Source organism: Caryophanon tenue, assembly GCF_001700315.1.
Lineage (GTDB): Bacteria > Bacillota > Bacilli > Bacillales_A > Planococcaceae > Caryophanon > Caryophanon tenue.
Genome location: NZ_MASJ01000001.1, coordinates 221,055 through 245,400, shown reverse-complemented (window position 1 = coordinate 245,400; position 24,346 = coordinate 221,055). Strand labels below are relative to the sequence as shown.

23 protein-coding genes and 1 other annotated feature are annotated in these 24,346 nt (G+C 40.4%); of the genes, 4 read left to right on the top strand and 19 right to left on the bottom strand.

What is annotated here, in order from left to right:
- Positions 1–10 precede the first annotated feature (10 nt).
- Positions 11–1,279 (bottom strand): histidine--tRNA ligase, encoded by a 1,269-nt coding sequence (gene hisS / locus A6M13_RS01085; protein WP_066542265.1) that lies wholly within the window; start codon positions 1,277–1,279, stop codon positions 11–13.
- A 94-nt stretch (positions 1,280–1,373) separates the two neighbouring features.
- Positions 1,374–1,620, bottom strand: a binding site (T-box leader).
- Between the two features lie 159 nt (positions 1,621–1,779).
- On the opposite strand from hisS, the gene A6M13_RS01080 reads away from it, so the two are divergent.
- Positions 1,780–3,285, top strand: coding sequence for an N-acetylmuramoyl-L-alanine amidase family protein (locus A6M13_RS01080; protein WP_066542264.1), 1,506 nt, complete (start codon positions 1,780–1,782; stop codon positions 3,283–3,285).
- Positions 3,286–3,344: 59 nt separating this feature from the next.
- On the opposite strand, the gene A6M13_RS01075 is transcribed toward A6M13_RS01080, so the two are convergent.
- The 13 genes from A6M13_RS01075 to ruvA form a co-directional block, all read right to left on the bottom strand.
- On the bottom strand, positions 3,345–4,829 hold the full coding sequence (locus tag A6M13_RS01075) for a methyl-accepting chemotaxis protein (protein ID WP_066542263.1): 1,485 nt from the start codon (positions 4,827–4,829) through the stop codon (positions 3,345–3,347).
- A 161-nt stretch (positions 4,830–4,990) separates the two neighbouring features.
- Positions 4,991–5,440 carry a D-aminoacyl-tRNA deacylase gene (gene dtd / locus A6M13_RS01070; RefSeq protein ID WP_066542262.1) on the bottom strand — a complete coding sequence of 150 codons (450 nt, stop codon included), beginning with the start codon at positions 5,438–5,440 and terminating at the stop codon, positions 4,991–4,993.
- A 63-nt stretch (positions 5,441–5,503) separates the two neighbouring features.
- Positions 5,504–7,699 (bottom strand): RelA/SpoT family protein, encoded by a 2,196-nt coding sequence (locus tag A6M13_RS01065; protein ID WP_066542261.1) that lies wholly within the window; start codon positions 7,697–7,699, stop codon positions 5,504–5,506.
- A gap of 234 nt (positions 7,700–7,933) precedes the next feature.
- Positions 7,934–8,446 (bottom strand): adenine phosphoribosyltransferase, encoded by a 513-nt coding sequence (locus tag A6M13_RS01060; RefSeq protein ID WP_066542260.1) that lies wholly within the window; start codon positions 8,444–8,446, stop codon positions 7,934–7,936.
- Between the two features lie 48 nt (positions 8,447–8,494).
- Positions 8,495–10,825, bottom strand: a complete 2,331-nt coding sequence (gene recJ / locus A6M13_RS01055) for a single-stranded-DNA-specific exonuclease RecJ (protein WP_066542259.1) — start codon at positions 10,823–10,825, stop codon at positions 8,495–8,497.
- A 105-nt stretch (positions 10,826–10,930) separates the two neighbouring features.
- Positions 10,931–11,323: a LapA family protein gene (locus tag A6M13_RS01050; RefSeq protein WP_066542258.1), complete on the bottom strand. Its 393-nt coding sequence runs from the start codon at positions 11,321–11,323 to the stop codon at positions 10,931–10,933.
- A 105-nt stretch (positions 11,324–11,428) separates the two neighbouring features.
- The gene (gene secDF / locus A6M13_RS01045) at positions 11,429–13,693 is read right to left on the bottom strand and encodes a protein translocase subunit SecDF (RefSeq protein ID WP_066542257.1); all 2,265 of its coding nucleotides are present in this window, start codon (positions 13,691–13,693) and stop codon (positions 11,429–11,431) included.
- Between the two features lie 227 nt (positions 13,694–13,920).
- The gene (locus A6M13_RS01040; RefSeq protein ID WP_066542256.1) at positions 13,921–14,217 is read right to left on the bottom strand and encodes a post-transcriptional regulator; all 297 of its coding nucleotides are present in this window, start codon (positions 14,215–14,217) and stop codon (positions 13,921–13,923) included.
- A 127-nt stretch (positions 14,218–14,344) separates the two neighbouring features.
- Complete coding sequence (gene yajC / locus A6M13_RS01035; protein ID WP_066542255.1) at positions 14,345–14,602, bottom strand: preprotein translocase subunit YajC; 258 nt, start codon at positions 14,600–14,602, stop codon at positions 14,345–14,347.
- A 363-nt stretch (positions 14,603–14,965) separates the two neighbouring features.
- The gene (tgt, locus tag A6M13_RS01030; protein ID WP_066542254.1) at positions 14,966–16,111 is read right to left on the bottom strand and encodes a tRNA guanosine(34) transglycosylase Tgt; all 1,146 of its coding nucleotides are present in this window, start codon (positions 16,109–16,111) and stop codon (positions 14,966–14,968) included.
- A gap of 123 nt (positions 16,112–16,234) precedes the next feature.
- Positions 16,235–17,272: a tRNA preQ1(34) S-adenosylmethionine ribosyltransferase-isomerase QueA gene (gene queA, locus A6M13_RS01025; protein WP_066542253.1), complete on the bottom strand. Its 1,038-nt coding sequence runs from the start codon at positions 17,270–17,272 to the stop codon at positions 16,235–16,237.
- Between the two features lie 20 nt (positions 17,273–17,292).
- Positions 17,293–18,294 carry a Holliday junction branch migration DNA helicase RuvB gene (gene ruvB / locus A6M13_RS01020; protein ID WP_066542252.1) on the bottom strand — a complete coding sequence of 334 codons (1,002 nt, stop codon included), beginning with the start codon at positions 18,292–18,294 and terminating at the stop codon, positions 17,293–17,295.
- Between the two features lie 15 nt (positions 18,295–18,309).
- Entirely contained in the window at positions 18,310–18,927 is a 618-nt protein-coding gene (gene ruvA, locus A6M13_RS01015) for a Holliday junction branch migration protein RuvA (RefSeq protein WP_066542251.1), read from the bottom strand.
- 144 nt (positions 18,928–19,071) lie between these two features.
- Here ruvA and A6M13_RS01010 point away from each other — a divergent pair, with 144 nt between their 5' ends.
- The 3 genes from A6M13_RS01010 (at position 19,072) to A6M13_RS01000 (ending at position 20,806) form a co-directional block, all read left to right on the top strand.
- Positions 19,072–19,608, top strand: a complete 537-nt coding sequence (locus tag A6M13_RS01010) for a transcription repressor NadR (RefSeq protein ID WP_066542250.1) — start codon at positions 19,072–19,074, stop codon at positions 19,606–19,608.
- 54 nt (positions 19,609–19,662) lie between these two features.
- Positions 19,663–20,301, top strand: coding sequence for a hypothetical protein (locus A6M13_RS01005; RefSeq protein ID WP_066542249.1), 639 nt, complete (start codon positions 19,663–19,665; stop codon positions 20,299–20,301).
- A gap of 73 nt (positions 20,302–20,374) precedes the next feature.
- Positions 20,375–20,806 (top strand): RrF2 family transcriptional regulator, encoded by a 432-nt coding sequence (locus A6M13_RS01000; RefSeq protein ID WP_066542248.1) that lies wholly within the window; start codon positions 20,375–20,377, stop codon positions 20,804–20,806.
- 25 nt (positions 20,807–20,831) lie between these two features.
- On the opposite strand, the gene A6M13_RS00995 is transcribed toward A6M13_RS01000, so the two are convergent.
- The 5 genes from A6M13_RS00995 to obgE all read right to left on the bottom strand — a co-directional run bounded on the left by A6M13_RS00995 (position 20,832) and on the right by obgE (position 24,336).
- Entirely contained in the window at positions 20,832–21,233 is a 402-nt protein-coding gene (locus A6M13_RS00995; RefSeq protein WP_169817405.1) for a thiol-disulfide oxidoreductase DCC family protein, read from the bottom strand.
- A complete protein-coding gene (locus A6M13_RS00990; RefSeq protein ID WP_066542246.1) occupies positions 21,220–21,462 on the bottom strand; it encodes a hypothetical protein in 243 nt (80 codons plus the stop codon). The genes A6M13_RS00995 and A6M13_RS00990 overlap by 14 nt, the downstream gene beginning before the upstream one ends.
- A gap of 48 nt (positions 21,463–21,510) precedes the next feature.
- On the bottom strand, positions 21,511–22,368 hold the full coding sequence (pheA, locus tag A6M13_RS00985) for a prephenate dehydratase (RefSeq protein WP_066542245.1): 858 nt from the start codon (positions 22,366–22,368) through the stop codon (positions 21,511–21,513).
- A 200-nt stretch (positions 22,369–22,568) separates the two neighbouring features.
- Positions 22,569–23,024 (bottom strand): ACT domain-containing protein, encoded by a 456-nt coding sequence (locus tag A6M13_RS00980; RefSeq protein ID WP_066542244.1) that lies wholly within the window; start codon positions 23,022–23,024, stop codon positions 22,569–22,571.
- A gap of 22 nt (positions 23,025–23,046) precedes the next feature.
- Entirely contained in the window at positions 23,047–24,336 is a 1,290-nt protein-coding gene (obgE, locus tag A6M13_RS00975; protein ID WP_066542243.1) for a GTPase ObgE, read from the bottom strand.
- Between the last annotated feature and the right edge of the window lie 10 nt (positions 24,337–24,346).

Sequence of the window (24,346 nt, the reverse complement as noted above, 5' to 3'; positions counted from 1 at the left end):
CCTACTGTTATTATTTATTTGCTTGTACAAACGATGCTAAATCTGCAAATGCCACTTGTTGTTGGTCACCTGTTGCCATCGTTTTCACATTAACGGCTTGCTGTTCTAATTCAGATTCTCCTAAAACAATCACAAATTTGGCTGCTTGTCGGTCTGCGGCTTTCATTTGTGCTTTCATTTTACGGTTTAAATAATCCATCTCTGCTGTAATCCCTGCTTTACGGAAGTTCGCCACTAGCTCAACTGCTTTTGCTTTCGCTTCCTCATTCATCGCCACTACATACATATCTAAATTATTTTCTGTTTCAAGCTCGATACCTTTCGCTTCAAGTGCTAATAATAAGCGCTCAATCGACATCGCAAAGCCAATACCAGGTGATTCAGGACCACCAATATCTTCAACTAAACCATTGTAACGACCACCACCACAAAGCGTTGTAATCGTACCGAAGCCGTCACCTGTAATCATAATTTCAAACGCCGTATGATTGTAATAATCTAAGCCACGTACTAAGTTTGGATCCACTTCGTACGGAATACCTAAAATATCTAAATACTTTTTCACATCCGCAAAGTACGTTGCAGAGTCAGCTGTTAAATAATTTGTTAACGCTGGTGCTGTTGCCATTGCTGGGTGTTTTGCATCCACTTTACAATCAAGTACACGTAGCGGATTTTTGGCTAAACGGCTTTGGCAATCTGCACATAGCTCGTCTTTTACTGGTGCGAAATGTTCCACTAATGCCGCGCGGTGTGCATCACGTGTTTCTTTATCACCAAGTGAGTTAATCACTAATTTTAATTCTGTTAAGCCAAGTGTTTTATACACATCCATCGCTAGTGCCATTACTTCTGCATCAATTGCAGGGTCCTTTGAGCCAATTGCCTCTACCCCAAATTGAACGAACTGACGGTAACGCCCCGCTTGCTGACGCTCATAACGGAACATTGGACCTGTATAATAAAGCTTTACAGGTTGGTCGGCACTACCGAACATTTTGTGCTCCACGTATGCACGAACAGACGACGCTGTACCTTCTGGACGTAACGTTAATGAACGTCCACCCTTATCCTCAAATGTGTACATTTCCTTTTGTACGATATCGGTCGTATCACCAACACCACGTTGGAATAACTCTGTTGATTCAAACATCGGTGTACGAATTTCGTTATAACGATATACATTACATAAGTCGCGAATAACGCGTTCTACTTTTTGCCATTTTTCCGTTTGTCCCGGTAAAATGTCTTGTGTGCCTTTAGGTACTTTAAAGCTCATCGTAATAGCCTCCTTGTAAATTTGTTGATGTTTACGCTAATGGTTTCTTTTTCTAAAAAAATACAAAAAGCTCCCGTCCTTAGCGTTTACATACGCTAGGGACGAGAGCTGAATAATAGCTTCCGCGGTTCCACCCTAGTTGACATAGAAATACGCTCTATGCCCCCTTCATTATCGAATAACGGTCGATTCGCCGGCTTCCCCTACTAAGTATGTCACTTTTCGAAAAAACGCCTCTTGAGTGTTATTCGTCGTTACGTGCTTCGGAAAAGATTTCAGCCATGTCTTTTCTCTCTTTTAACCACACCTGTAAAAACTACTTGCTCCGTCATTGGCTTTTTATAATTGATTACACTTTATCTTAATAATGGACTATAAGAATGTCAACTTAATTCTTTAAATGCATGAAAAAACGGCATATTTGCCCTTAAAATCTTGTGAAAATATCTGTATACTCTTATACGTAGTACAACATGACTCTACATAATAGGAGGTTTTGCATGTTACATAAATGGATGAAAATCATTATCGCAGCCATTTTACTTCTTACGATTGCAACGTCATTTAATACGTCTATTATAAAAGCGTCGAATGATTTAATCGTTGGCGCAGATGAAGTGAATTTGCGTAGCGGACCTGGCTTATCGTATAGCGTTATTGCCTCGTTACAACGTGGAGAAGTGCTAACATCGTTGGACCGTCAAGGCGACTGGATTCAAGTAGCAAGTGGCAATCACAAAGGGTGGGTTGCGTCTTGGCTTGTTGTATCAAATACAACGAAACAAGGAACAACGTCAAAAGTGGCTGTATCACAAGCGAATAATTTAAACATTCGTGCGGAAGCCTCTATTTCTTCAAGCGTACTTGGACAGCTATCATTAGGCAGCCAAGCAACGGTGTTACAAGAAAAATCAAATTGGGTTCAAATTCAGCACAATGGTATTACAGGTTGGGTATCGAAAGACTATATTGCCTTTAAAAATGACAACACAACGACAAATACGTCAAATGATGCATTAACATTTACGGTCGAAGTACCTGTATTAAATATTCGTGAAGACAGTTCATTACGCGCTAAAAAATTAGCTACTGTTCAAAAAGGACAAACGTTCAATGTGTTAAAACAATCGAATCAATGGATTCAAATTGAGTATACGCAAGGCAAAACTGGTTGGGTGTATAGCTTTTACGGCACGTTATCCGAAGGCGGCAAATCACTCAATACATCAGCAACACCTAGCACAAAACAAATTCAAACGATTTATAATGGCACAAACCTACGGACTGGACCTGCCACAAACTACAACGTTCTCGCGCGTGTAGATGCGGGTGAAACATTTACAACGGTTAGTGAACAAGACGGCTGGTATAAAATTTCGTACAATGGACAGCCTGCATTTATTGCGTCATCGGTTGTTACATCCGCTATCCAAGGCGATACAGCAGCGAAAAAAAGCCGTCAGCCAGGTACATTACGCGGTTTAACAATTGTGATTGACCCTGGACACGGTGGAAATGATAGTGGCACAATTGGTGTACGTAACACGCTTGAGAAAAAAGTAAATTTACAAGTTTCTGTTTTACTTGCTTCGAAGCTACGTTCAGCAGGTGCAGATGTTGTTATGACGCGTGAATCGGATAAATATATGTCGCTGCCATCCCGTGTATCCATTGCGCATCAATACGCAGCGGATGCCTTTGTCAGCATTCACCACGATGCACATGAAGACCATTCAATTCGTGGCTTTACAACATACTACACAAATAGCTATCAACAAGACTTGGCAGAAGCGCTAAACGATGGGCTTGCCTCACAATTAACGATTAAAAGTCGCGGCGCACAATTTGGAAACTATTATATTACGCGAGAAAATCGTCAAAAAGCGGTACTTGTTGAGCTGGGCTATTTATCAAACAGCTCTGAAGAACAAATATTACGTTCAAGTCAGTTCCAAGACCAAGCAGCTTACGGTTTATACCGCGGACTTCTTGATTTCTTTAATTAAATAAGCCGCATAAAAAGACTCCTCGAAATATTCAACGTTTCGAGGAGTCTTTTTTACTATTATGATTTGGTATTACTTAACTGATGTAACTCATCACTTAAATTACGTAACTCACCAGTTGCTTGCACGACTTGTCCAATCCAAGAAGCTTCTTGTGCTAACGCTTGCACAATTTCTTCCGTAATTTGTGTATTTTCCTCAGATAATTGGACTAGTTGTTGCAACTGCTCTTTCGAATACGTAAATACTGTCGCCACACCTTCAAGTTGACGTGTATTGTTTGTCAGCTGTGCACTCGTTTCAGTCGCCGATTCAGCGGTCATTTCTAATTGCTGTGCAATATTTCGTAACAACGCACTGCCCTTTTCTACCGCTTCATGCCCAGCATGTGCTTGTTGTTGTGCTGAGGTTGCTTCTGTCATCACGCGTGTCGTCACATCATAAATATGTTGCGTTAACTGTGCAGATTGCTCCGCTAACTTTCGTACCTCATCCGCAACCACCGCAAACCCTTTTCCTGCATCTCCTGCTCTCGCCGATTCGATCGCCGCATTTAACGCTAATAAATTCGTTTGGTCTGCCACAGTACGAATGCCACCTAACAGCTCATTTACTTCTGCTAAACGCTGCATAAGCCCATCAACGGTTTGTGTTGTCGCGGTCACCGTTTGTTGTACCGTTTCCATATAGGTCGTGACCGTTGTCGTACGCTCCGATGTTTCTTGCATGACATCGACCATTTTCATCGCTTGCGCGGCTACTTCTGTTGTGGCCTCAATTGAATCGTTAATTTGTGCAGACGAGTCGTGCACTTTTGCATACACTTGTGCAATCGTCGTTGCTTCACGCTCAATTTGTGCCGCAATGGCTGTCGTGCTATTTAACACTTCTTCACTGCTTAGTTGCATCGTTTGCATATGTTGTTCTACTTCTGTTGCTTCTTGTTGTACGGTGCTTGCGCCATGCTTAACCGCTTGCAACGTTTCTTCAAGTTGCTGTAGTAGCGCTTCTGACTGTTTATGTTTTGCTTCCGCTTCTTCAATAAATTTACTTGCTGATATGGTAATAAAATACAAGCTCGCAATCATGCCCATATACACGACAAATACGGTTACAAATACCGTTAAACGATTGTTCTCACCTAAAAATCCAGCAGGTGCTCCTATATAGATGACTAGTAAACCAATTAACAATAAAATACTATATTGCCATAAAATATGACGATTAAAATAGACCGCCGCCATCATCAATGTAATGACTAAAAAATAATGTTTATTAATGGCAAAACCATCTAAATAGAATAAAGCAATAATGACAACTAACGGTAGTGCCGGAAAGAGTAGTGCTTTCATATGGTCTGCATAACGAATGCGATAATTAATCGTTGCCAGCACAATAATGGTCGTTCCTGCAATTGAATATTGCAATGTCGGCATCAAACCAAATTCAAAAATAAATGGCAAAACAACCATGACAACAATAATATAAATCATCAGTAAATTCAGCTGATGTGCGCGTTTCATATGTCGAGCTGCTTGGCTCATGAACATTCCCTCCTAAAACAAATGACAATTTATTCATCATATTATGGGAACTTCTAACAAATCACATCGGAACTTTGAACCAAATGCATGGACTACGCACCGTATTTACGTATCTACAAAAAGACTTTTGACCTATTAAATAACAAAAATAATCCTTACACTTAACGTTGGTGTGTATCTAAAATAATTGTTACTGGGCCATCATTTATTAATTGCACATCCATCATCGCACCAAAAATGCCTGTTTCTACATGCAACTCATATTGTGTGCGTAATACATCATTAAATTTTTCCCACATCGGCTTTGCAAAATCTGGATGTGCAGCTTTCGTAAAACTTGGACGGCGCCCTTTTTTCGTCTCAGCATACAATGTAAATTGCGACACCGATAAAATTTGTCCACTGACTTCTTTAATGCCTAAATTCATTTTGCCCTCTGCATCTTCAAATAGACGCAACTCTGCCACCTTTTTCGCAGCATAGGCAATGTCTTCGTCTGTATCCTCTGCTGTAATGCCAACAAGTAACACATACCCTTTAGCAATTTCTCCTGTTACTTGTCCCTCCACTGTTACCGATGCTGCATGACTACGCTGTAAAACAATTTTCATCTTTTCTTTCTCCTTTTCACATAAAAACAGCAAAGCGAATGCATCGCTTTGCCGTCTATTTCATTAATTAATAACGCGTTGCACCGAATAAATATCCGGCAGTTGTTTAATGCGCTCGACGACTTTGTGTAAATGCGCGACATTGGAAATACCTATCGTTAAATGAATTGTCGCGATCTTCTCACGGTCCGAACGTCCATTTACCGCATTAATATTTGTTTTTGTTTCACTTACACATTGCATCACTTCATTTAAAATACCCGGTCTATCATATGCAGAAATTTCAATATCTACTGGGTATTCTTTACGATTTGGTGCTAAGTTCGACTCCCACTGCACATCAATTAAACGCTCCTCATGTCCTTCTGCATGGATATTTGGACAGTCTGCACGGTGAACCGATACACCTCTCCCTTTTGTAATAAAGCCGACAATTTCGTCGCCTGGTACCGGTGTACAGCAGCGTGATAAACGAATGAGTAAGTTTTCAAGCCCTGGTACAATTACGCCTGTTTCTGTACGTTTTTGTTGCTGTGGGTTTTTCATTTCTTTTTGAATTTTTTCAAGAGCCTCTTCTTGCTCACGCTCTTTCCGCTGCTTCTCTGCTAGTCGATTAATGACTTGTTGTGCGGTAATCGCGCCAACACCGACAGAAGCGTACATATCATCTTCATGCGTATAGTTAAACTTTTCATAGACGCGTTTAATATTGTCAGGTGTGAAAATTTCTTTTGCGTCCCACTCTTGGGATTTTAGCTCCTGCTGAACCATTTCTTTCCCTTTTACAATATTATCTTCACGTAAATGACGTTTAAAGAACGCCTTAATTTTATTTTTCGCCTGCGATGATTGCGCGAGCTTTAACCAATCACGTGACGGACCAAATGACTGTTTTGACGTTAAAATTTCAATAATATCACCGGTATGAAGCTCCGTATCAAGCGGTACCATCTTACCGTTTACTTTTGCGCCAATTGTTTTATTGCCGATTTCTGAGTGGACACGGTACGCAAAGTCAATCGGTACAGAACCAGCTGGCAATTCAATAACATCACCTTTTGGCGTAAAGACATACACCATGTCCGAAAATAAATCGAACTTCAGTGACTCCATAAACTCCTGCGCATCCGATGAATCTTGTTGGAACTCTAAAATTTCGCGGAACCACGTTAGTTTTTGATCAATCGTTTCTTTATGAGACTCCACTGTACGTCCTTCTTTATACGCCCAATGTGCCGCAACCCCGTATTCTGCAAATTTATGCATTTCCTTTGTGCGGATTTGCACTTCTAATGGGTCACCATATGGACCGATGACCGTTGTATGCAGCGATTGATATAAATTTTGCTTCGGCATCGCAATATAGTCTTTAAAACGACCTGGCATCGGCTTCCATAATGTATGAATAATGCCTAATACCGCATAACAGTCTTTAATGCTATCGACTAATACGCGCACTGCTAATAAATCATAAATTTCATTAAACTGTTTTTCTTGCATTTGCATTTTGCGGTAAATACTATAAATATGCTTTGGACGCCCATAAATATCCGCTTGAATTTCCACGTCATCTAGTTGGGACTGCACTTCAGCTATAATATTATCTAAATATGCTTCACGTTCATTGCGCTTTTTCTTCATTAAACTCACGATGCGGTAATATTGCTGTGGGTCTAAATAACGTAGTGCTGTATCTTCAAGCTCCCATTTCACTTTTGAAATTCCAAGGCGGTGAGCAAGTGGTGCAAAAATCTCTAATGTTTCTTTAGAAATACGGCGCTGCTTTTCGGTTGGCAAATGCTTCAATGTACGCATATTGTGCAAACGGTCTGCTAGCTTGATTAAAATTACACGAATATCTTGTGCCATTGCAACAACCATTTTGCGGTGGTTTTCCGCTTGCTGCGCTTCTTTTGACATATACTTAATTTTTTCTAATTTGGTTACCCCGTCAACGAGAAGGGCAACATCTTCATTAAACTGCTCTACGATATCTTCACGTGTAACCGTTGTATCTTCTACAACGTCATGTAAAAACCCTGCTGAAACCGTTTCAGGGTCCATTTGCAGCTCTGCTAAAATACCAGCCACTTGGACTGGATGAATAATATACGGTTCTCCCGAGCTACGGAATTGCTCGATGTGTGCATCACGTGCCACATCGTATGCTTTCTTCACAAACGCAACGTTTTGTGCGTTCATATAGGTTTCGACCATTCCGAAAACTTCTTCTGGAGTCATAATGTGCTCTTTCGCCATACCTTGCCCACCTTGCTCATCATTATTTCGAATCATTGTATACACTATTGTAAAAAAAGGACAGTGCTTTGTAAAGTTGTCAGTTTATAATTATTCTAAAGTAAGACTGTTCTGTTTATTGTAACACACTCTTTGACAGAATGAATGACTGTTTGCTTTTGTCGTCAAATCGACAAAAAGGACTTATCCGAGAAACCTTTCTCGAATAAGCCCTTCCTTACTATTTTATCGTAATTAGTATTGAATTAATGTTTTAATATCAACGTTTTGAATTTTTTCGCGACCGTTCAAGTCTAGTAATTCGATGATGAATGCAGCACCGACTACTTCGCCGCCTAATTCTTCAATTAAACGCACTGTTGCTTCAACCGTACCACCTGTTGCTAATAAATCGTCACAGATTAATACTTTTTGACCTGGTTTGATCGCATCTTTGTGCATTGTTAATGTATCTGTACCGTACTCTAAACCGTAATCTGCTGAAATGACTTCACGTGGTAATTTACCTGGTTTACGCACTGGTGCAAAACCGATTTCTAAAGCGTAAGCAACCGGACAACCGATAATGAAACCACGAGCTTCAGGACCTACAATAATTTCTGCACCGCGCTCTTTCGCGTATGCTACGATTTCGTCTGTTGCGTATTTGTACGCAGGACCGTTATCCATAATTGTTGTGATGTCTTTGAAACTAATGCCTTCTTTTGGCCAGTTTTCAACCGTTGTTACATATTGCTTTAAATCCATTTATTGTTCCTCCTCAAGAACGGTGAGAATGCAAGTGCATCCATTTTGTTACATATTGTTATTGTGCATATTAGCAGTAAACCACTGCTTAAGTTCGGCATACGGAGCATATAAAAGTAATTGCTCTAATTCAATGCGCGACTGACGCTCTTTGTATGCTGGTGCTTCTGTTAATGCCATCTTTTGTGGTGATGGGTTCACAGAGATCAGACCTTTATCTATTCTAACAAATTCTAACTCAAAAAACACCTTTGTCATAAACTTTAATAAATCTTCTTGAATTCCAAATTGGGTCGCAATTTTTGGGAAATGTTCCCTCCAATGAAGATTCGGATTTTGCTTTAATAATTTGAAAAACCACGCAAACTGCTCACGTGACGGCATTCCACTAAAATAGTGCGAATCTTTCACAAAAAAGTGTGCGTAAATACGAGCCGGCTTTTTTTCCAATAATAGTGTCTGCAACATTTGAACATTTTGTGGCAAATCAAGCAATACAACAAATCCATGCGTACTAATTTCTTCATCATTGCGTAGTACATGCAAAATCGGCTTCGGTAATAACGACGCATAATGTGTAATTGTGACATCCTCAAATGCAATAAATTGTACATCTTCAATCGGTAGTTGCTGCAACCAGCGAGACGTTTGACGAATGCCCCGAATATCAAATAGTTGCCATTCTTCAGACTGCACATCACTCACTTTAAATTGTGGCTTTTTACGTCCTTGCCATTCGTTAATCGAAACATCCCCGACAAACGACACATTGACACCATATGTCAACTCATCTGCTAAATGACCATTATTAAAGCTCACCGCATCAATCGACAAAGCACCGTCTGTAATTTCTAATTTCAAATGATTATGTGCTGCACCAATTTTTTTCATCGACGCGATTTGCATTTGTTCAAGTGCATATATAGGTTTGGCAAAATGCATACCGAACGGGCCAAGTTTTGCAATATCTTCAATCGCATCAACCGTAATTTCTTCAAGTGTTAATGGAATATCAACGAATAATTTTGCTTGTAGCTGCTCCTCGGTTAAACAAGCTCGAGCCTGTGTATCTAAACGACGTCGTAATTCATCAACATGTTCTGCTGGGAATGTCATCCCTGCTGCCATTGGATGCCCACCAAAATGCGGTACTAAATCACGATTTTTCGCTAATTCATTATACAAATGATAGCCTTCGATACTACGTGCAGAACCTTTTGCTGTCCCTTTTTCTTCGTCAATGCACAGCACGATTGTTGGCTTATAATATTCTTCGACTAAACGAGACGCCACAATCCCAACAACACCTGGATTCCACCCTTTTTGCGCAACAACCAGTACTAAACTATTTTTTAATACGTCATCACTTTCAATCATTGCAATGGCTTCATCGGTAATTGTTTTCACTAAATCTTTGCGGTCGGTATTCGCATCATTTAATGTTTTTGCAAGTGCCATTGCCTTTGTTTCATCATCACTCATTAATAACTCAACTGCGGGGCGTGCTTCTCCTAAACGACCTACCGCATTTAAACGTGGACCAAATAAAAAGCCAATCGATTCTTCATCAATTTTTTGTTGGTCTTGTCCAGACACCTCACACATTGCGTGTACCCACGGGTTATAGGAATGACGAAGTGCTTCTAAACCACGTTTTACGAAATAACGGTTTTCGCCTTCTAACGGTACTAAATCCGCTACTGTACCAATTGCGACATACTCAAATAAATGCTCTGGTAGCTCCCCGTACAATGCATGTGCTAGCTTAAATGCAACACCTACACCCGCAAGCTCGCCAAATGGGTAACTGTCCTCTGGTACACGTGGATGTAAAATAACATCCGCTTCTGGTAATACATCCCCTGGCTCATGATGATCTGTAATAATGACATCCATACCTAAGTCTTTTGCATAGCGGACTTGGTCAACTGCCGAAATACCGTTATCTACCGTAATAATTAAACGGACGCCTTCATCATACGCTTCTTGGAATAAATCAATATGAGGACCGTACCCGTGTGTAAAACGGTTTGGGATTTTAAAGATTACATCTGCACCTAAATCATACAACACATCTAACAGGACTTTTGTACTAGTTACGCCGTCCGCGTCATAGTCACCATATACTAATATTTTTTCACCTTCATCTAAAGCTTGCTCAATGCGAAATACTGCTTCGTCCATACCGTTCATTAAAAATGGGTCGTGTATCGCTTGCTCATCCATGTGTAACCAAGATGTTGCTTGCTCAATGGATGTAAAACCGCGCGCTGCTAAAATTTTCGCAGCCATTGTTGATAAGCCTAAACCTGTCGTTAATGTTTGGACAATTTGGTCATCAGGCTTTTGTATATGCCATTTCTTTTTTGACTGAATCATGCCTTCACTTCCTTCACGCCCTTTATTATACATCGTGAAGGTAGGAGACACTATAAAAAAGACACACGAAAAAAGCTGTGCTTTTTCGTGTGTCTCGTTTGTTTATCATCGCTCCGATTTATCAAGAAGCATCGGATCTTTGTTCATTACACGCTGCTCTAACGTATAAAACTCATCATTACGGCGTGTTAATTCTGCATCTTTCAATGCGAGCAGCTCACGTAATTCGCGTAACTCCTGTTGTAATTCCGGTTCTTTTTGGTCAAGTTGTTTACGTAATTGCTTCGCTTCACGTTGCAATGAAAAAATGCGTACAAGTGAAAACGATGCGCTAATAATAGCACCGATTAACGCTGAGCCTAAAATGACTAAAATCAGTGGCCAATACGCTTCCCCAAACATATAATTTACCGGTACATCTTCAATGTTCACCATCGCAAAAAGTGCAATAATAATTGCAAAAATAAGTCCTAAAATTAATGCCCATTGTATCTTCATATTTTATCACCTCATGGCTCTTTTCCCAATTGTTGGCGCTTTATAAACCTGATTTGCGTGAACAAAAAAATGCTTGCGCAGCAAAGCGCAAGCATTGAAAATCATTTATACTACTGGCTCATCTGAACCCCAAGAACTTTTCTCTTTCTTCTTCACTGAACCGCCCTTTTTGTCCATTTCGCGCACTTTTAACGTGTACCAAATTTGAGCAGCGATACAAATTGAAGAATACATGCCTGTTACTAAACCAATTAATAACGCAATCGAGAAGTTTTGAATCGACGGAGCACCTAAGAAAATTAATGCTACAACAACGATAATAACTGTTAATACCGTATTTACCGAACGTCCCATTGTTTGACGAAGTGATTTGTTCACGACAAGCGCTAACTCTTCCTTCGTCTTAATTTCCCCGACACGGTCGACGTTTTCACGAATACGGTCAAACGTAACAATTGTATCGTTAATTGAGTAACCGACAATGGTTAACACTGCGGCAATAAACGTTAAGTCTACTTCTAGACGGAACATTGAGAATGCCACAACAATAAAGAATACGTCATGCAGTAACGATACAATCGCACCCACACCCATACGCCATTCGAAACGAATCGCTACATAAATGATAATGCCTAATGCAGCAATCGCTAATGACATGATGGCATTTTTCACAAGCTCACGTCCAACTGTTGGCGATACGTTGCTGACACTTGGCTCAGCTCCGAAATCTTCTGCCACTTGTGCTTTAAATGCCAGTGTTTCCGCTTGAGAGAAGTCTTCTTTAAAGCGGATAACGGCTGTATCTTTATCATCACCCGAAATAACAACATCTTCTGACGGATGACCAATCTCTTCTAAATAATCAATGATTTCTTGCTGTGTTACTTCTTCTGTTGCTAAAATCTCAACACGCGTACCACTTGAGAAATCAATGCCTAAATTCAATTTGAATATACCAATGACAATTGCACCAGCTATTAAAATCCCCATTGATAACGTGTAGAACTTTTTACGGTTGCCTACAAAATCAATTTTGTCAAACTTCGTTGTTAAATCCAATGTATCGACATTTTCTTCTGGCGCATGTTGCTTCGCCTTTGAAATGCCGTACCAAGCTGGATTATCAAAGTAACCGCTGTTAATAAGTAACCCTATTAATACACGAGAACCCCATACAGCTGTTACGAAGCTTAATAAAATCGAGATGATTAACGTTGTCGCAAATCCTTTTACAGAGCTTTGACCAAAATAGAATAATACAGCAGCTGCTAATAATGTTGTTAACTGCGCATCAACAATAGCTGTTAGTGACTGTTTTGACCCTAATTTGTATGCTTGCTTAATCGTGCGACCGACACGTAATTCTTCACGAATACGTTCCGCCGTTAAAATGTTCGCATCTACCGCCATACCGATACCGAGTACGATCGCGGCAATACCTGGTAACGTTAATACTGCATTAATCCAGTCAAAGATTAATAGTACTAAATATGTGAACACAGTTAATGTAATAACGGATACGAAACCTGGTAAACGATAGTAGAATAACATAAACGCGAAGATTGCTAATACACCGACAATCCCTGCAAGCACTGTATCTTCTAATGCTTGCTCACCGAATTGTGCACCAACAGATGTTGAGTAAATCTCTGTTAATTGCACCGGTAATGCACCTGCATCAAGTACACCTGCAATTTGCTTTGTTTCTTCTACTGTGAATGACCCTGAAATCATAACATCAGTCGTTTGTAATTTTTGTGTTACCGATGCAGCAGAAATGAATTTCGGCTCTGGCTTCATCGCTTCTGCAGCATATGAATCAACACCTTCTTCAAAGTCTAACCAAATAACGAGTAAGTTTTCACCGGCTGGCTTCGTCGCTAATGCCTGTGTAATTTCACCAAACTTATCTGCATCTTTTAATGTTAGTGTAACAATTGGACGGTTTTGCTCATCAAATGATGCTGCAGCGCCACCTTCTTTTAAATCTGAACCATCAAGTAGTACTTCATCATTGACGTTACGAATTGTTAAGTTCGCTGTACTCGATAAAATTTCACGTGCTGAGTTTTGGTCTTCAACGCCCGCTAACTGCACACGAATACGGTCTTCCCCTTCTACCTGAATGCTAGGTTCACTAACCCCAATCGCGTTAATACGATTGCCTAAAGCGGTTGTTGTATCTGCGAGTGTGTCTGACGATGGTTTATCGCCATCTAATGTACGCACCTCATACAGTACTTCAAAGCCACCTTGCAAGTCTAGACCGAGCTTAATGTCACCTAGAATGCCTTGCACCGTTGTACTCATCGAACCTGCGAGTACTGCTACGATCAAAATGAACGCAATAATACGGCTTCTTAATTTCATGTAAAATCCTCCTCAATTCATACGAAACCATCGCACTTTCAACTTTGACGTTTTCACGTACAAAAAGTTGCCGAGTGTGTGCCTCGTATCCAACAGGACTATCAATATGATATCCTTTTTGCCAAATCAATTTGACTGACGAAAAAAGCGCAACAAATTCATTATGAAACACGTTCTCGCTTGTGTCAAACGACCTCATAATAAAAATTCGTAAATTTTCTATACTTTTATCCTTTTGCAAGTAACGCAGTCATTTCGTCGACTGTCACATTTTGAAACATGACGTTTTGCTGTTGAGCAGTTAACTTATCATATTGATGAATTTCTGCTACTTGTACCGTAAAAATACTCGCAACCATTTTATGTACTGCATATGTCGGAATATCAAGATGTTGCCATTTATATTCGACACAATATCGCCAAAGATGGTCAATCGTAATATGAGGATATCCCAGTTGTTGACACTCACTAACCTTACTTTCAAGCGCTGGTTTAACGTAGTTCATTTGCTGTTCATACTGCATTACTTCATCTCCTGACGTATCCCTATTTGGATATCATTACCTTTTACTTAAATAGAATGCGTATTATTTCCATTTTACGTCAAAATAAAAAGAGCGTCCCAACTCGCATTGGTAGCCCTCTTTATTTTTATTTGTCAACGCGACCGATTGCTGCTTTTTCGAAGCGTACGTTTGTACCTTCAGCAATGTTCACAATCACCGTTGTATCGTCTACCGCTTCTACTGTACCGTGTAAACCACCAACCGTTACAACACGGTCGCCACGTTGGATGCTATTTTGCATTTCGAGTGTTTGCTTTTGACGTTTTTGTGCTGGGCGGATTAAAATAAACCACATTGCCACAAACATAATAATAATCGGTAATAAACTAATTAATGTTTCCATCTTGTCTTCATCCTCCCTTCCAAAAAACTCACCCTTTAAGTATAAGCTATTTCATGCAAAAATGGCTCGTTTTTACACACGTTTTTTTCGATTTTTTTGTAAAAAAGCTAGAAAATACACAGACGTGCTAAAAGGAGCATGTCGGAAAAAGAAAGGGTTTATGATAGAACATACTGCTCTAGAAGAATCTGTTCATCTATCTACCCTACATGTACAAGTTCGTGACAACACAAGCGGCGACTTCAGCAACAGTAGCGGAAACCACATTCGTTTCTGTGGCATAGCACGTAACAAAAAAACATCCTTCAGCAATACTTATTGCTGAAAGATGTTTCCTATTGTCCCAAACTTTTTTCTATCAAATTAGAAGTTTTTCGGGTTCGGTACATTATAGCCGTATTTTTCAAAGAACTCTTCTTTAAAATCACCTAAACGGTCTTCGCGAATTGCTTCACGCACTTGCTCCATTAAGTTAATTAAGAAGCGTAAGTTATGGTAGCTCGTTAAACGTAAGCCGAATGTTTCTTCCGTACGTAATAAATGGCGTACATACGCACGTGTGTAGTTTTTACATGTGTAGCAATCACAGTTTTCATCGATTGGACGGAAATCACGCGCGAATTTCGCGTTTTTAATCACCATACGTCCTTCAGATGTCATCAGTGTACCGTTACGTGCAATACGTGTTGGTAATACACAGTCAAACATATCAATACCGCGCATTGCACCGTCGATTAATGAGTCTGGTGAACCAACGCCCATTAAATAACGTGGCTTATCAGCTGGCATCATAGGTGCTGTAAAGTCTAGCACTTTATTCATAATATCTTTTGGCTCACCTACTGATAAACCGCCGATTGCGTAACCTGGGAAGTCTAATTCAATTAGCGCTTCTGCTGAACGGCGACGTAAATCTTCATACTCGCCACCTTGAATAATTCCGAATAAACCTTGCTCGTCTGGACGTTGATGTGCTTCTTTACAACGCTTTGCCCAACGAGTTGTACGGTCTACAGACTTTAACATATACTCATGTGTTGCTGGGAATGGTGGACACTCATCAAATGCCATCATAATATCTGAGCCTAAGTCGTTTTGAATTTCCATCGCTTTTTCTGGAGATAAGAATAACTTATCACCATTTAAGTGGTTACGGAAATGTACGCCTTCTTCTTCGATTTTACGGAATTTACTTAATGAGAATACTTGGAAGCCGCCTGAATCTGTTAAAATTGGACGGTCCCAGTTCATAAATTTGTGTAAGCCGCCCGCTTCTTTCACGATGTCATTCCCTGGACGTAACCATAAATGATATGTGTTTGATAAAATGATGCCGGCATTCATTTCTTTTAACTCTTCTGGTGACATTGCTTTTACCGTTGCTTGTGTGCCAACAGGCATAAATGTCGGTGTTTCAAATGAACCGTGTGGTGTGTGTACGATCCCTAAACGTGCGCCTGTTTGTGCACATGTTTTAATAAGCTCGTAACGAATTGGTGGTTGTGTCATGATTAATTCTCTCCTAAAACTAAAGTAAAAACAGTACTTCGTTTTTATAGGTGCTCTTGTATTCCCTGTTTTCTCGAAATACGAAGCGACACCTGATTATGCAAAAAATACACAATGGTACTATTATCGCACAGGTCGTATAAACATTGCATCTCCAAAGCTGAAGAAACGATATTTTTCGTCAACGGCTTTAGCGTACGCATCTAAAATAAGGTCACGATTCGCAAGTGACGATACAAGCATCACAAGTGTAGATTTCGGTAAATGGAAGTTCGTCAGTAAACCGTCGACACATTTCCATTCATAGCCTGGGTAAATGAAAATCGATGTCCAGCCTTGCTCCGCCACAATTTGACCGTTATGACGGCTTGCCACCGTTTCAAGTGTACGTGTTGATGTTGTACCAACTGAAATGACTTTGCCGCCATTTGCTTTTGTACGGTTAATAATGGCTGCCGCTTCCTCTGTTACCGAATAAAACTCTGAGTGCATATCATGATTATCAATATCATCAACACTTACTGGACGGAATGTACCAAGTCCAACATGTAGTGTAATAAAGACAATTTCAACACCTTTTGCGCGAATTGCCGCTAAAATCTCTTCGGTAAAATGTAAACCTGCCGTCGGTGCTGCGGCTGAGCCACGCTCTTTTGCGAACACTGTTTGGTAGCGGTCTTGGTCATCTAACTTTTCACGAATATACGGTGGTAACGGCATTTCACCTAATTGATCTAAAATTTCATAGAAAATACCATCATAGATGAATTTAAAAATACGTCCGCCGTGGTCAAGCTCCCCGATACATTCCGCTTGAAGTAAGCCATCACCGAAGCTCACAACCGTACCAATCTTTACGCGCTTTGCTGGCTTCGCTAACGTTTCCCAAACATCTTCTTCATTTTGCTTGAGTAATAATAACTCAATGTTCGCGCCAGTCGGTTCTTTTGTACCCATTAAACGCGCTGGTAATACGCGAGTATCATTTAATACTAAACAGTCTCCTGCTTGTATCTCGTTTAAAATTTGTGGGAAATGGTGATGCTCTACTTCCCCTACTTGTTTATCCACAACCATTAAGCGACTCGCTGTACGGTCAAGTAATGGTGTTTGTGCAATTAATTCTTCCGGTAAGTGAAAATCAAAATCTTCTACTTTCATCATTCAAAACTTCTTTCTATTTATGATTGTGGCTGTTCATAGCCAAAATGCTCATACGCTAAATACGTGGCAACTCGTCCACGCGGCGTACGCTGTAAAAAGCCAATTTGCATTAAATACGGTTCATATACATCTTCAATCGTCATTGATTCTTCGCCAATGGACGCAGCAAGTGTATCAACACCTGCAGGACCGCCACGGAAACGCTCAATTAAGCATTGAATAAGTTTATGGTCGATATGGTCTAAGCCGCGGGGGTCTACTTGTAATAGCTCTAATGCTTGGTTCGCTAAACCATGTGTAATGTCCCCGTTTCCGAGTACTTGTGCATAATCACGCACCCGCTTTAATAAACGGTTCGCAATACGCGGGGTCCCACGAGAACGACGCGCAATTTCATCGGACGCTTGTGTATCAATCGTAACATCAAATAATGTCGCGCTACGACGAACGATTTCCGCTAGGCTATCATCGTCATAATACTCCAGACGTAATAATACACCAAAACGGTCGCGAAGTGGTGCAGAAAGAGCGCCCGCACGTGTTGTTGCACCAACTAATGTAAAAGGTGGTAAATCTAAACGTACCGTACGCGCTTCTGGCCCTTTCCCGACAACAATATCTAAACAAAAGTCTTCCATTGCAGAGTATAACACTTCTTCAATCGCGCGTGGCAAGCGATGAATTTCATCAATAAACAACACATCTCCTGGTTCAAGTGCACTTAAAATGGCCGCTAAATCGCCAGGGCGTTCAATTGCAGGGCCGCTTGTCATACGAACCCCTACTTGCATTTCGTTCGCAATGACATAGGCGAGCGTTGTCTTTCCCAACCCTGGAGGCCCATAAAGTAATACATGGTCTAAGCTTTCTTCACGCATTTTTGCCGCATCGATAAAAATACGTAAATTATCTTTCACTTTATGTTGACCGATATATTGCGCTAAACGTTGTGGACGTAACGACAGTTCAAACTGCTCATCAAAACTTGATACTTCTCCCGAAACTGTTCGATCTGACATTATCAGCTACCTCCTTTATGTTAATTTCAACAATAATTTTAATGCCTCTTTTATATATGCATCTGTTGTCGTTAATGTGTCACATTCTTCTAATTTCGGTTTCACTTTCGCTAACTCACGCTCTGAGTATCCTAAAGCCGCAAGCGCTAATAATGATTCTTCCAATTCATTTTCATACGGATTCACACCGAATAACGGCAATTCGGTATCAGAACTTGGTAAAGTAATTTCGTCCATTAATGCACCTAATTTGCCTTTTAAATCTAAAATAATTTGTCGCGCTGTCTTTTTGCCGACACCTGGGAATTTAATTAAAAACGCTTCGTCTTCTAATTCAATCGCTTGCATCACATGACTTGGCTCACCTGTCGCTAAAATCGCTAGCGCACCCTTCGGACCAATGCCTGACACTTGAATTAGCTTTCGGAATAAATCACGTTGGTTTAATGTTTGAAAACCATATAATGTGTGCGCATCTTCACGCACACTTAAATGTACAAAAACTTGTACAGTATCGTTTTTTGTAAATGCATATGGGTTTGGCGTGAAGATTTGCCAGCCTGTTTGCATTTGTTCTACTACTATATATTCTGGGGTAATACGTGTGACATTACCAATTAAATAATCGTACATACTTTCGCCCTTTCTTTTACCGATTTCGATTATAGCATACTTATGCGTCGTTTGCCTTTGTCTCTACATGAAAATGAGCAAATCTAACATCATTTCATGCTACAATAAGTGTAATGATTTTTTGTCTGTTGGAGGTTCATCATTATGAAAAAAATATTAGGCGAACAACGCCGTAATTTATTACTCAACCATTTAAAACAAGCGACTGCGCCGATTACCGGAACAGACCTCGCGAAGCTCGCGAACGTGTCGCGTCAAGTAATTGTCAACGATATCACGCTCTTAAAAGCACGTCATGAGCCAATTTTATCGACAAGTCAAGGCTATGTCTATTTAGCACAATCTGCTGAAACGCCACAGTTTGAACGAACTATTGCTTGTTTACATACACAAGCAGATACCGAAGATGAAATGTTCACGATTGTTGATTTTGGTGTCACGATTAAAAGCGTCACAGTCGAGCACCCTGTATACGGTGAAATTACTGCGCGCATGCACGTCTCAAACCGTCATGAAGTGCGTGACTTTATCGAAAAGGTTACTGCATCAAATGCCTCATATTTATCATCATTAACAGGCGGTACGCATTTACATGTTTTATGTGCCCCTTCTGAACAAGCACTTGACCAAGCAATTGAGGCATTACGTCAAAAAGGATATTTAATAGAAGATTCTTTGTAACAATCCTTCAAAATATTACGTATTATACATGACCAACAATGAGGAGGACATACGATGCGTAAAACATTCACCGTAACAGCACTTACAGCGACATTTTTATTAGCTGCATGTGGTACAGAAGACGACACAACGAACGAAGAAATACTAACCGAAGAGCTGCAAGTCACACCGGCAGCAGACGAAACAAATGCGGCACCACAAACAGATACGGAGGTTGAACAAATGACCACATTCACACCGAAACAAGGGACAATCCAGTCCATTGAACAGCTAGACGGCGCAACGCAGTTATCGTTTAAAGAAGGCGACGATGAATTTACATTTTGGTTAGCCGATGACACACCGATTGTTGATGACTTTGGGAATACAGTCACGTTAACGCAAGGCATGACAGTTAATGGCTATATGTATACAAATGGTGCAATGGTGATGATTTATCCGCCGCGCTACACACCAGCGATTGTTGTGGCAACAACTGCTGACAAAGGCTTTTATGATGTCGCAGCGTACGATGAAACGCTGACAAATGACACGAATACATTGAAGCTAAATATCGACGAGCGCGTTGTCATTGAAGGGGTAGAAGAAGTTGTAGCAGGCAATTATGCTGTATTTTACGGACCTGCTACGCGCAGTATTCCTGCACAAACGACACCAACAAAAGTAATTGCGATTCCTGACATGCGTCAATAATACATGCAAGTTTGTTCATTTGGTCGTTCGTTGTCAAAAATGATACACTACGTATAGAAAGTGTGGTGTTGATATGCGTTTAACGTTATACACGGATTATTCATTGCGTGTATTATTATATATTGGCGCAAAAGACCGAGCTGCTTTATCGACCATCCAAGAAATCGCCGATGCGTATCATATTTCCAAAAACCATTTAATGAAAGTAACACATGAGCTAGGTCGCCTTGGCTATGTGGAAACGGTTCGAGGACGTGGTGGTGGGATTCGGTTAGCCCAAGAGCCTGAGCACATTAATATCGGCGCTGTTGTCCGCCAAACCGAGGAAGATTTTCATATTGTTGAATGTTTTGATGAAGCTAATAATTTATGTCGCCTGTCTTCGCATTGTCGCTTAAAAGGTGTACTTTACGAAGCGTTACAGGCTTATTTAGCGGTGCTCGACCGTTACACATTAGCAGATTGTCTTGCAGGACAACAAGACCTTCTCGCGTTACTACGTTAAGTAGCGATGCGAGAAGGTCTTTGTTTTACGCTAAAAATTTTACACGCTCCGCAGCAGTCGGTAATTTACATGCGGTTACTTCACCAAAGAAGCGATAACGATTTTTTGCAATGAGCTTATAGGCAGCGTATCGAATCGGTTTTGGTACAATTTTTGCTACTTGGCCAAGACGATATGGCAACGGTAAATGTGGTACTAAAGCAATCGCCGCGTCATCATAAATCATCGCGCGTTCTTTATAGATGACAACAACACTATCTACATCTGCTGAAATACCATAGCGCTTACGATATATAACACCTGTTTCGCTATCAAGTGCCGCAAAATAAAAGCGGTTTTTCACATCATGCGCTAGTAAAAATTGTACAATGCCATCACACAGACCACAACTTCCATCATATAACACTAATACATCATCGCTTCTCAAGTAATACCGTCTCCTTTTCACGTTCATATTTCGCTACATCTGTATCAAGTTCTAAACGTAAACGTTCGTTTTCTAATAACAATGTTTTTTGCTTCTGTTCTTCTAATAAACGTTCCTCTTGTAATAAGCTTGCTCGAATTTCAAGTGTCTTCTTCTGGTTTTTCAAATAGTCTTTATACGCTTCGCCGACAATTGCGGCTACCGCAATGACGGTTATCATCATCCACATATTTTATCACCTCTTACTTGTGTTATACGGCTCACTTACTAAAAAGTTTCACGGTGTTTCATATGTATAATATGTTCCTAATGGTTTTACAGTGCAACCTAACGCACCAAGCTCTTCCATCGCGCCTCTCATCATCGGCTCTTCTTCATCCGCTAATACATCAATTAAGAAAAAATACTCTCCTAACGCTGTTTTTAATGGACGTGATTCGATTTTACTTAAGTTTAGTTGTCGCCATGCAAAGACAGATAAGACTTGATGCAATGCCCCTGAACGGTCTGTTGGTAACGTCAGTAAAATCGTTGTTTTCTTATCTGGACGTTTATGCGCCTCGTCAATACGTGTGTTTTCACGCGAAATAACGAAGAAACGCGTATGATTGAAATGGAAATCATGAATATTTTCTTGCGCGATCGTTAAGCCATATTTCTCAGCAGCGGATGCATTTGCAATCGCACCAATTAATTGATCTGGATTTTCCGCAACTAGCTTTGCCGCTGCAGCTGTTGAGCCATATTGTTGCAGTGGCACTTGGCTTAAGCGGTAGTATAAATATTTGTGACATTGCGCAAGTGCATGTGGGTGTGAATAAATTTTTTCAAGTTGTTCCCAGCGTTCTGCATTTTGTGGATGCACGAGTAAATGCTGCTGGATTTTTGAGACAAGCTCCCCAATAACAAACACATTCACTTCATGGAATAAATAATCAAGTGTTAATGGCACAGTACCCTCTAATGTGTTTTCAATCGGCACAACGGCTAAATCTACTTTTCCTTCCGCTACGGCTTCAATACATTCTGGAATTGACGTAAACGGCTGTAAGTTTTCTTGTGGGAAAATTCCCTTCGCTGCTAAATATGTAAATGATGCTTCTGGTCCTAAATAGGCGATGTCTTTTACTGCCATATCAATAACTCCCTTTTTCACTGTCTGAACTCGTTCCCTATTTAGTAGCACATTCTTTATGTTGCACTAAATAAAGAACCTTTCAAATTTTCAGTCTTATAGTAATAACAAAAAAGGGCTGTCTAAAAGAATTTCTTTTAGACCGTCCCTTTTACATTGTCTGTCTAGTATAGCGCGATTATTTTTAGAAAACAAGCTTGTTACAGCGCACCCGAACTAATAACTTCCGCCGATTCAACGAAGTCTAATCGTTTCAACGATTGAATTAATTCTTCTAAGTCACCATACATACTTGTTACATCAAGTGATAACGTCACGTTTGCACGTCCTTGAATCGGAATCGTTTGGTGAATTGTTAACACATTACAATGCGCTTCGGTAATCGTTTCAAGCAATTTCGCTAGTGTGCCTTTACGGTCTTGAATTTGTAAAAAGACTGTTAAAATGCGTTCTTGCACAATTGAGTGAAACGGAAAAACAGCATCACGATATTTATAAAATGCACTGCGTGATAAGTCAACTTCTTTTACTGCATCCCATATAGATGCGACAGCGCCAGTTTGTAATAGGTGCTTTGCCTCTAATGTTTTTTGCATCGCGTCTGTTAACACGTCTTCACGCACTAAATAATATCGCTGATTGGAAACATCTTTCATACTGCTCCCCCTTTACCTTTTATTAGTCAATAAAGTCAAATTCGAATTCTAATAGACGTACTGTATCGCCGTGTTCTGCACCAGCTTTACGTAATGCTTCATCAACGCCCATTGCACGTAATTGACGCGCAAATCGACGAATACCATCTTCACGGCTGAAGTCAGTCATTTTGAATAGACGTTCGATTGTTGTACCAGAAATAACGAATGAACCATCATCATCACGTGATACCTCGAATTCACGATCTTGTACAGTATGTTTGTATAATACTGTTGTATCTGTTTCTTCTACTTCTTCGTGGAATAATGGGAACTCGCTTGTTACTTCTAATAAGTCTGCAATATCAAATAGTAACGGTTTTAAGCCTTGACGAGAAACCGCTGATACTGGTAATACTTTTACATCGTCGCCCACTTTTTTGCGGAACTCGATTAAGTTTTCTTCTGCATCTGGCATATCCATTTTGTTGGCAACAACAATTTGTGGACGCTCTAATAAACGCATATTGTATTGGTTTAACTCTTCATTAATTGTAATGAAATCTTCATATGGGTCGCGGCCTTCCATACCACTCATATCAATTACGTGCACGATAACACGTGTACGCTCAATATGACGTAAGAATTGGTGACCTAAGCCGACACCTTGGTGCGCGCCTTCGATTAAACCTGGTAAGTCTGCCATTGCGAAACTACGGCCGTCTTCCGTCTCAACCATCCCTAGGTTCGGTACGATTGTTGTGAAGTGGTACGCGCCGATTTTTGGCTTCGCTGCTGACACAACTGATAATAATGTTGATTTACCAACAGATGGGAAACCTACTAAGCCTACATCTGCTAATACTTTCAATTCTAAAATAACGTCTAACTCTTGACCAGGTTCACCTTTTTCAGCTAATTCAGGTGCTGGGTTCGCTGGTGTAGCAAAACGACAGTTTCCGCGTCCACCACGTCCTGATTTTGCGATAACCGCACGTTGACCATGCTCAACTAAGTCTGCAATAACCGTATCTGTTTCTGCGTTTTTCACAACAGTACCCGGTGGAACTTTTACAACTAAGTCTTCTGCTTTGCGTCCGTGCATCCCTTTACTCATCCCGTGTTCACCACGTTCTGCTTTGAAGATACGTTTGTAACGGAAATCCATTAACGTACGTAAACCTTCTTCTACTTCAAATATAACGTTACCACCATGACCGCCATCGCCACCTGCTGGGCCACCATTTGGTACATATTTTTCTCGACGGAAGGCAACCATACCATCGCCACCGTCGCCACCTTTAACGTAAATCTTTACGTGATCGACGAACATATTTGTCACT

Excerpts from the sequence above, each read along its gene's own strand:
- A6M13_RS00980 (WP_066542244.1), bottom strand. The coding sequence starts at position 23,024 with ATGAAAGATGTTTCCAATCAGCGATATTATTTAGTGCGTGAAGACGTG.
- A6M13_RS01040 (WP_066542256.1), bottom strand. The coding sequence starts at position 14,217 with ATGCAGTATGAACAGCAAATGAACTACGTTAAACCAGCGCTTGAAAGT.
- ruvA (WP_066542251.1), bottom strand. The coding sequence starts at position 18,927 with ATGTACGATTATTTAATTGGTAATGTCACACGTATTACCCCAGAATAT.
- dtd (WP_066542262.1), bottom strand. The coding sequence starts at position 5,440 with ATGAAAATTGTTTTACAGCGTAGTCATGCAGCATCGGTAACAGTGGAG.
- recJ (WP_066542259.1), bottom strand. The coding sequence starts at position 10,825 with ATGATTCAGTCAAAAAAGAAATGGCATATACAAAAGCCTGATGACCAA.
- A6M13_RS01005 (WP_066542249.1), top strand. The coding sequence starts at position 19,663 with ATGCGTAAAACATTCACCGTAACAGCACTTACAGCGACATTTTTATTA.
- A6M13_RS00990 (WP_066542246.1), bottom strand. The coding sequence starts at position 21,462 with ATGTGGATGATGATAACCGTCATTGCGGTAGCCGCAATTGTCGGCGAA.
- A6M13_RS01060 (WP_066542260.1), bottom strand. The coding sequence starts at position 8,446 with ATGGATTTAAAGCAATATGTAACAACGGTTGAAAACTGGCCAAAAGAA.
- queA (WP_066542253.1), bottom strand. The coding sequence starts at position 17,272 with ATGAAAGTAGAAGATTTTGATTTTCACTTACCGGAAGAATTAATTGCA.
- A6M13_RS01075 (WP_066542263.1), bottom strand. The coding sequence starts at position 4,829 with ATGAGCCAAGCAGCTCGACATATGAAACGCGCACATCAGCTGAATTTA.
- hisS (WP_066542265.1), bottom strand. The coding sequence starts at position 1,279 with ATGAGCTTTAAAGTACCTAAAGGCACACAAGACATTTTACCGGGACAA.
- A6M13_RS01000 (WP_066542248.1), top strand. The coding sequence starts at position 20,375 with ATGCGTTTAACGTTATACACGGATTATTCATTGCGTGTATTATTATAT.
- A6M13_RS01050 (WP_066542258.1), bottom strand. The coding sequence starts at position 11,323 with ATGAAGATACAATGGGCATTAATTTTAGGACTTATTTTTGCAATTATT.
- tgt (WP_066542254.1), bottom strand. The coding sequence starts at position 16,111 with ATGACACAACCACCAATTCGTTACGAGCTTATTAAAACATGTGCACAA.
- secDF (WP_066542257.1), bottom strand. The coding sequence starts at position 13,693 with ATGAAATTAAGAAGCCGTATTATTGCGTTCATTTTGATCGTAGCAGTA.
- yajC (WP_066542255.1), bottom strand. The coding sequence starts at position 14,602 with ATGGAAACATTAATTAGTTTATTACCGATTATTATTATGTTTGTGGCA.
- pheA (WP_066542245.1), bottom strand. The coding sequence starts at position 22,368 with ATGGCAGTAAAAGACATCGCCTATTTAGGACCAGAAGCATCATTTACA.
- A6M13_RS01080 (WP_066542264.1), top strand. The coding sequence starts at position 1,780 with ATGTTACATAAATGGATGAAAATCATTATCGCAGCCATTTTACTTCTT.
- A6M13_RS01065 (WP_066542261.1), bottom strand. The coding sequence starts at position 7,699 with ATGGCGAAAGAGCACATTATGACTCCAGAAGAAGTTTTCGGAATGGTC.
- ruvB (WP_066542252.1), bottom strand. The coding sequence starts at position 18,294 with ATGTCAGATCGAACAGTTTCGGGAGAAGTATCAAGTTTTGATGAGCAG.
- obgE (WP_066542243.1), bottom strand. The coding sequence starts at position 24,336 with ATGTTCGTCGATCACGTAAAGATTTACGTTAAAGGTGGCGACGGTGGC.
- A6M13_RS01010 (WP_066542250.1), top strand. The coding sequence starts at position 19,072 with ATGAAAAAAATATTAGGCGAACAACGCCGTAATTTATTACTCAACCAT.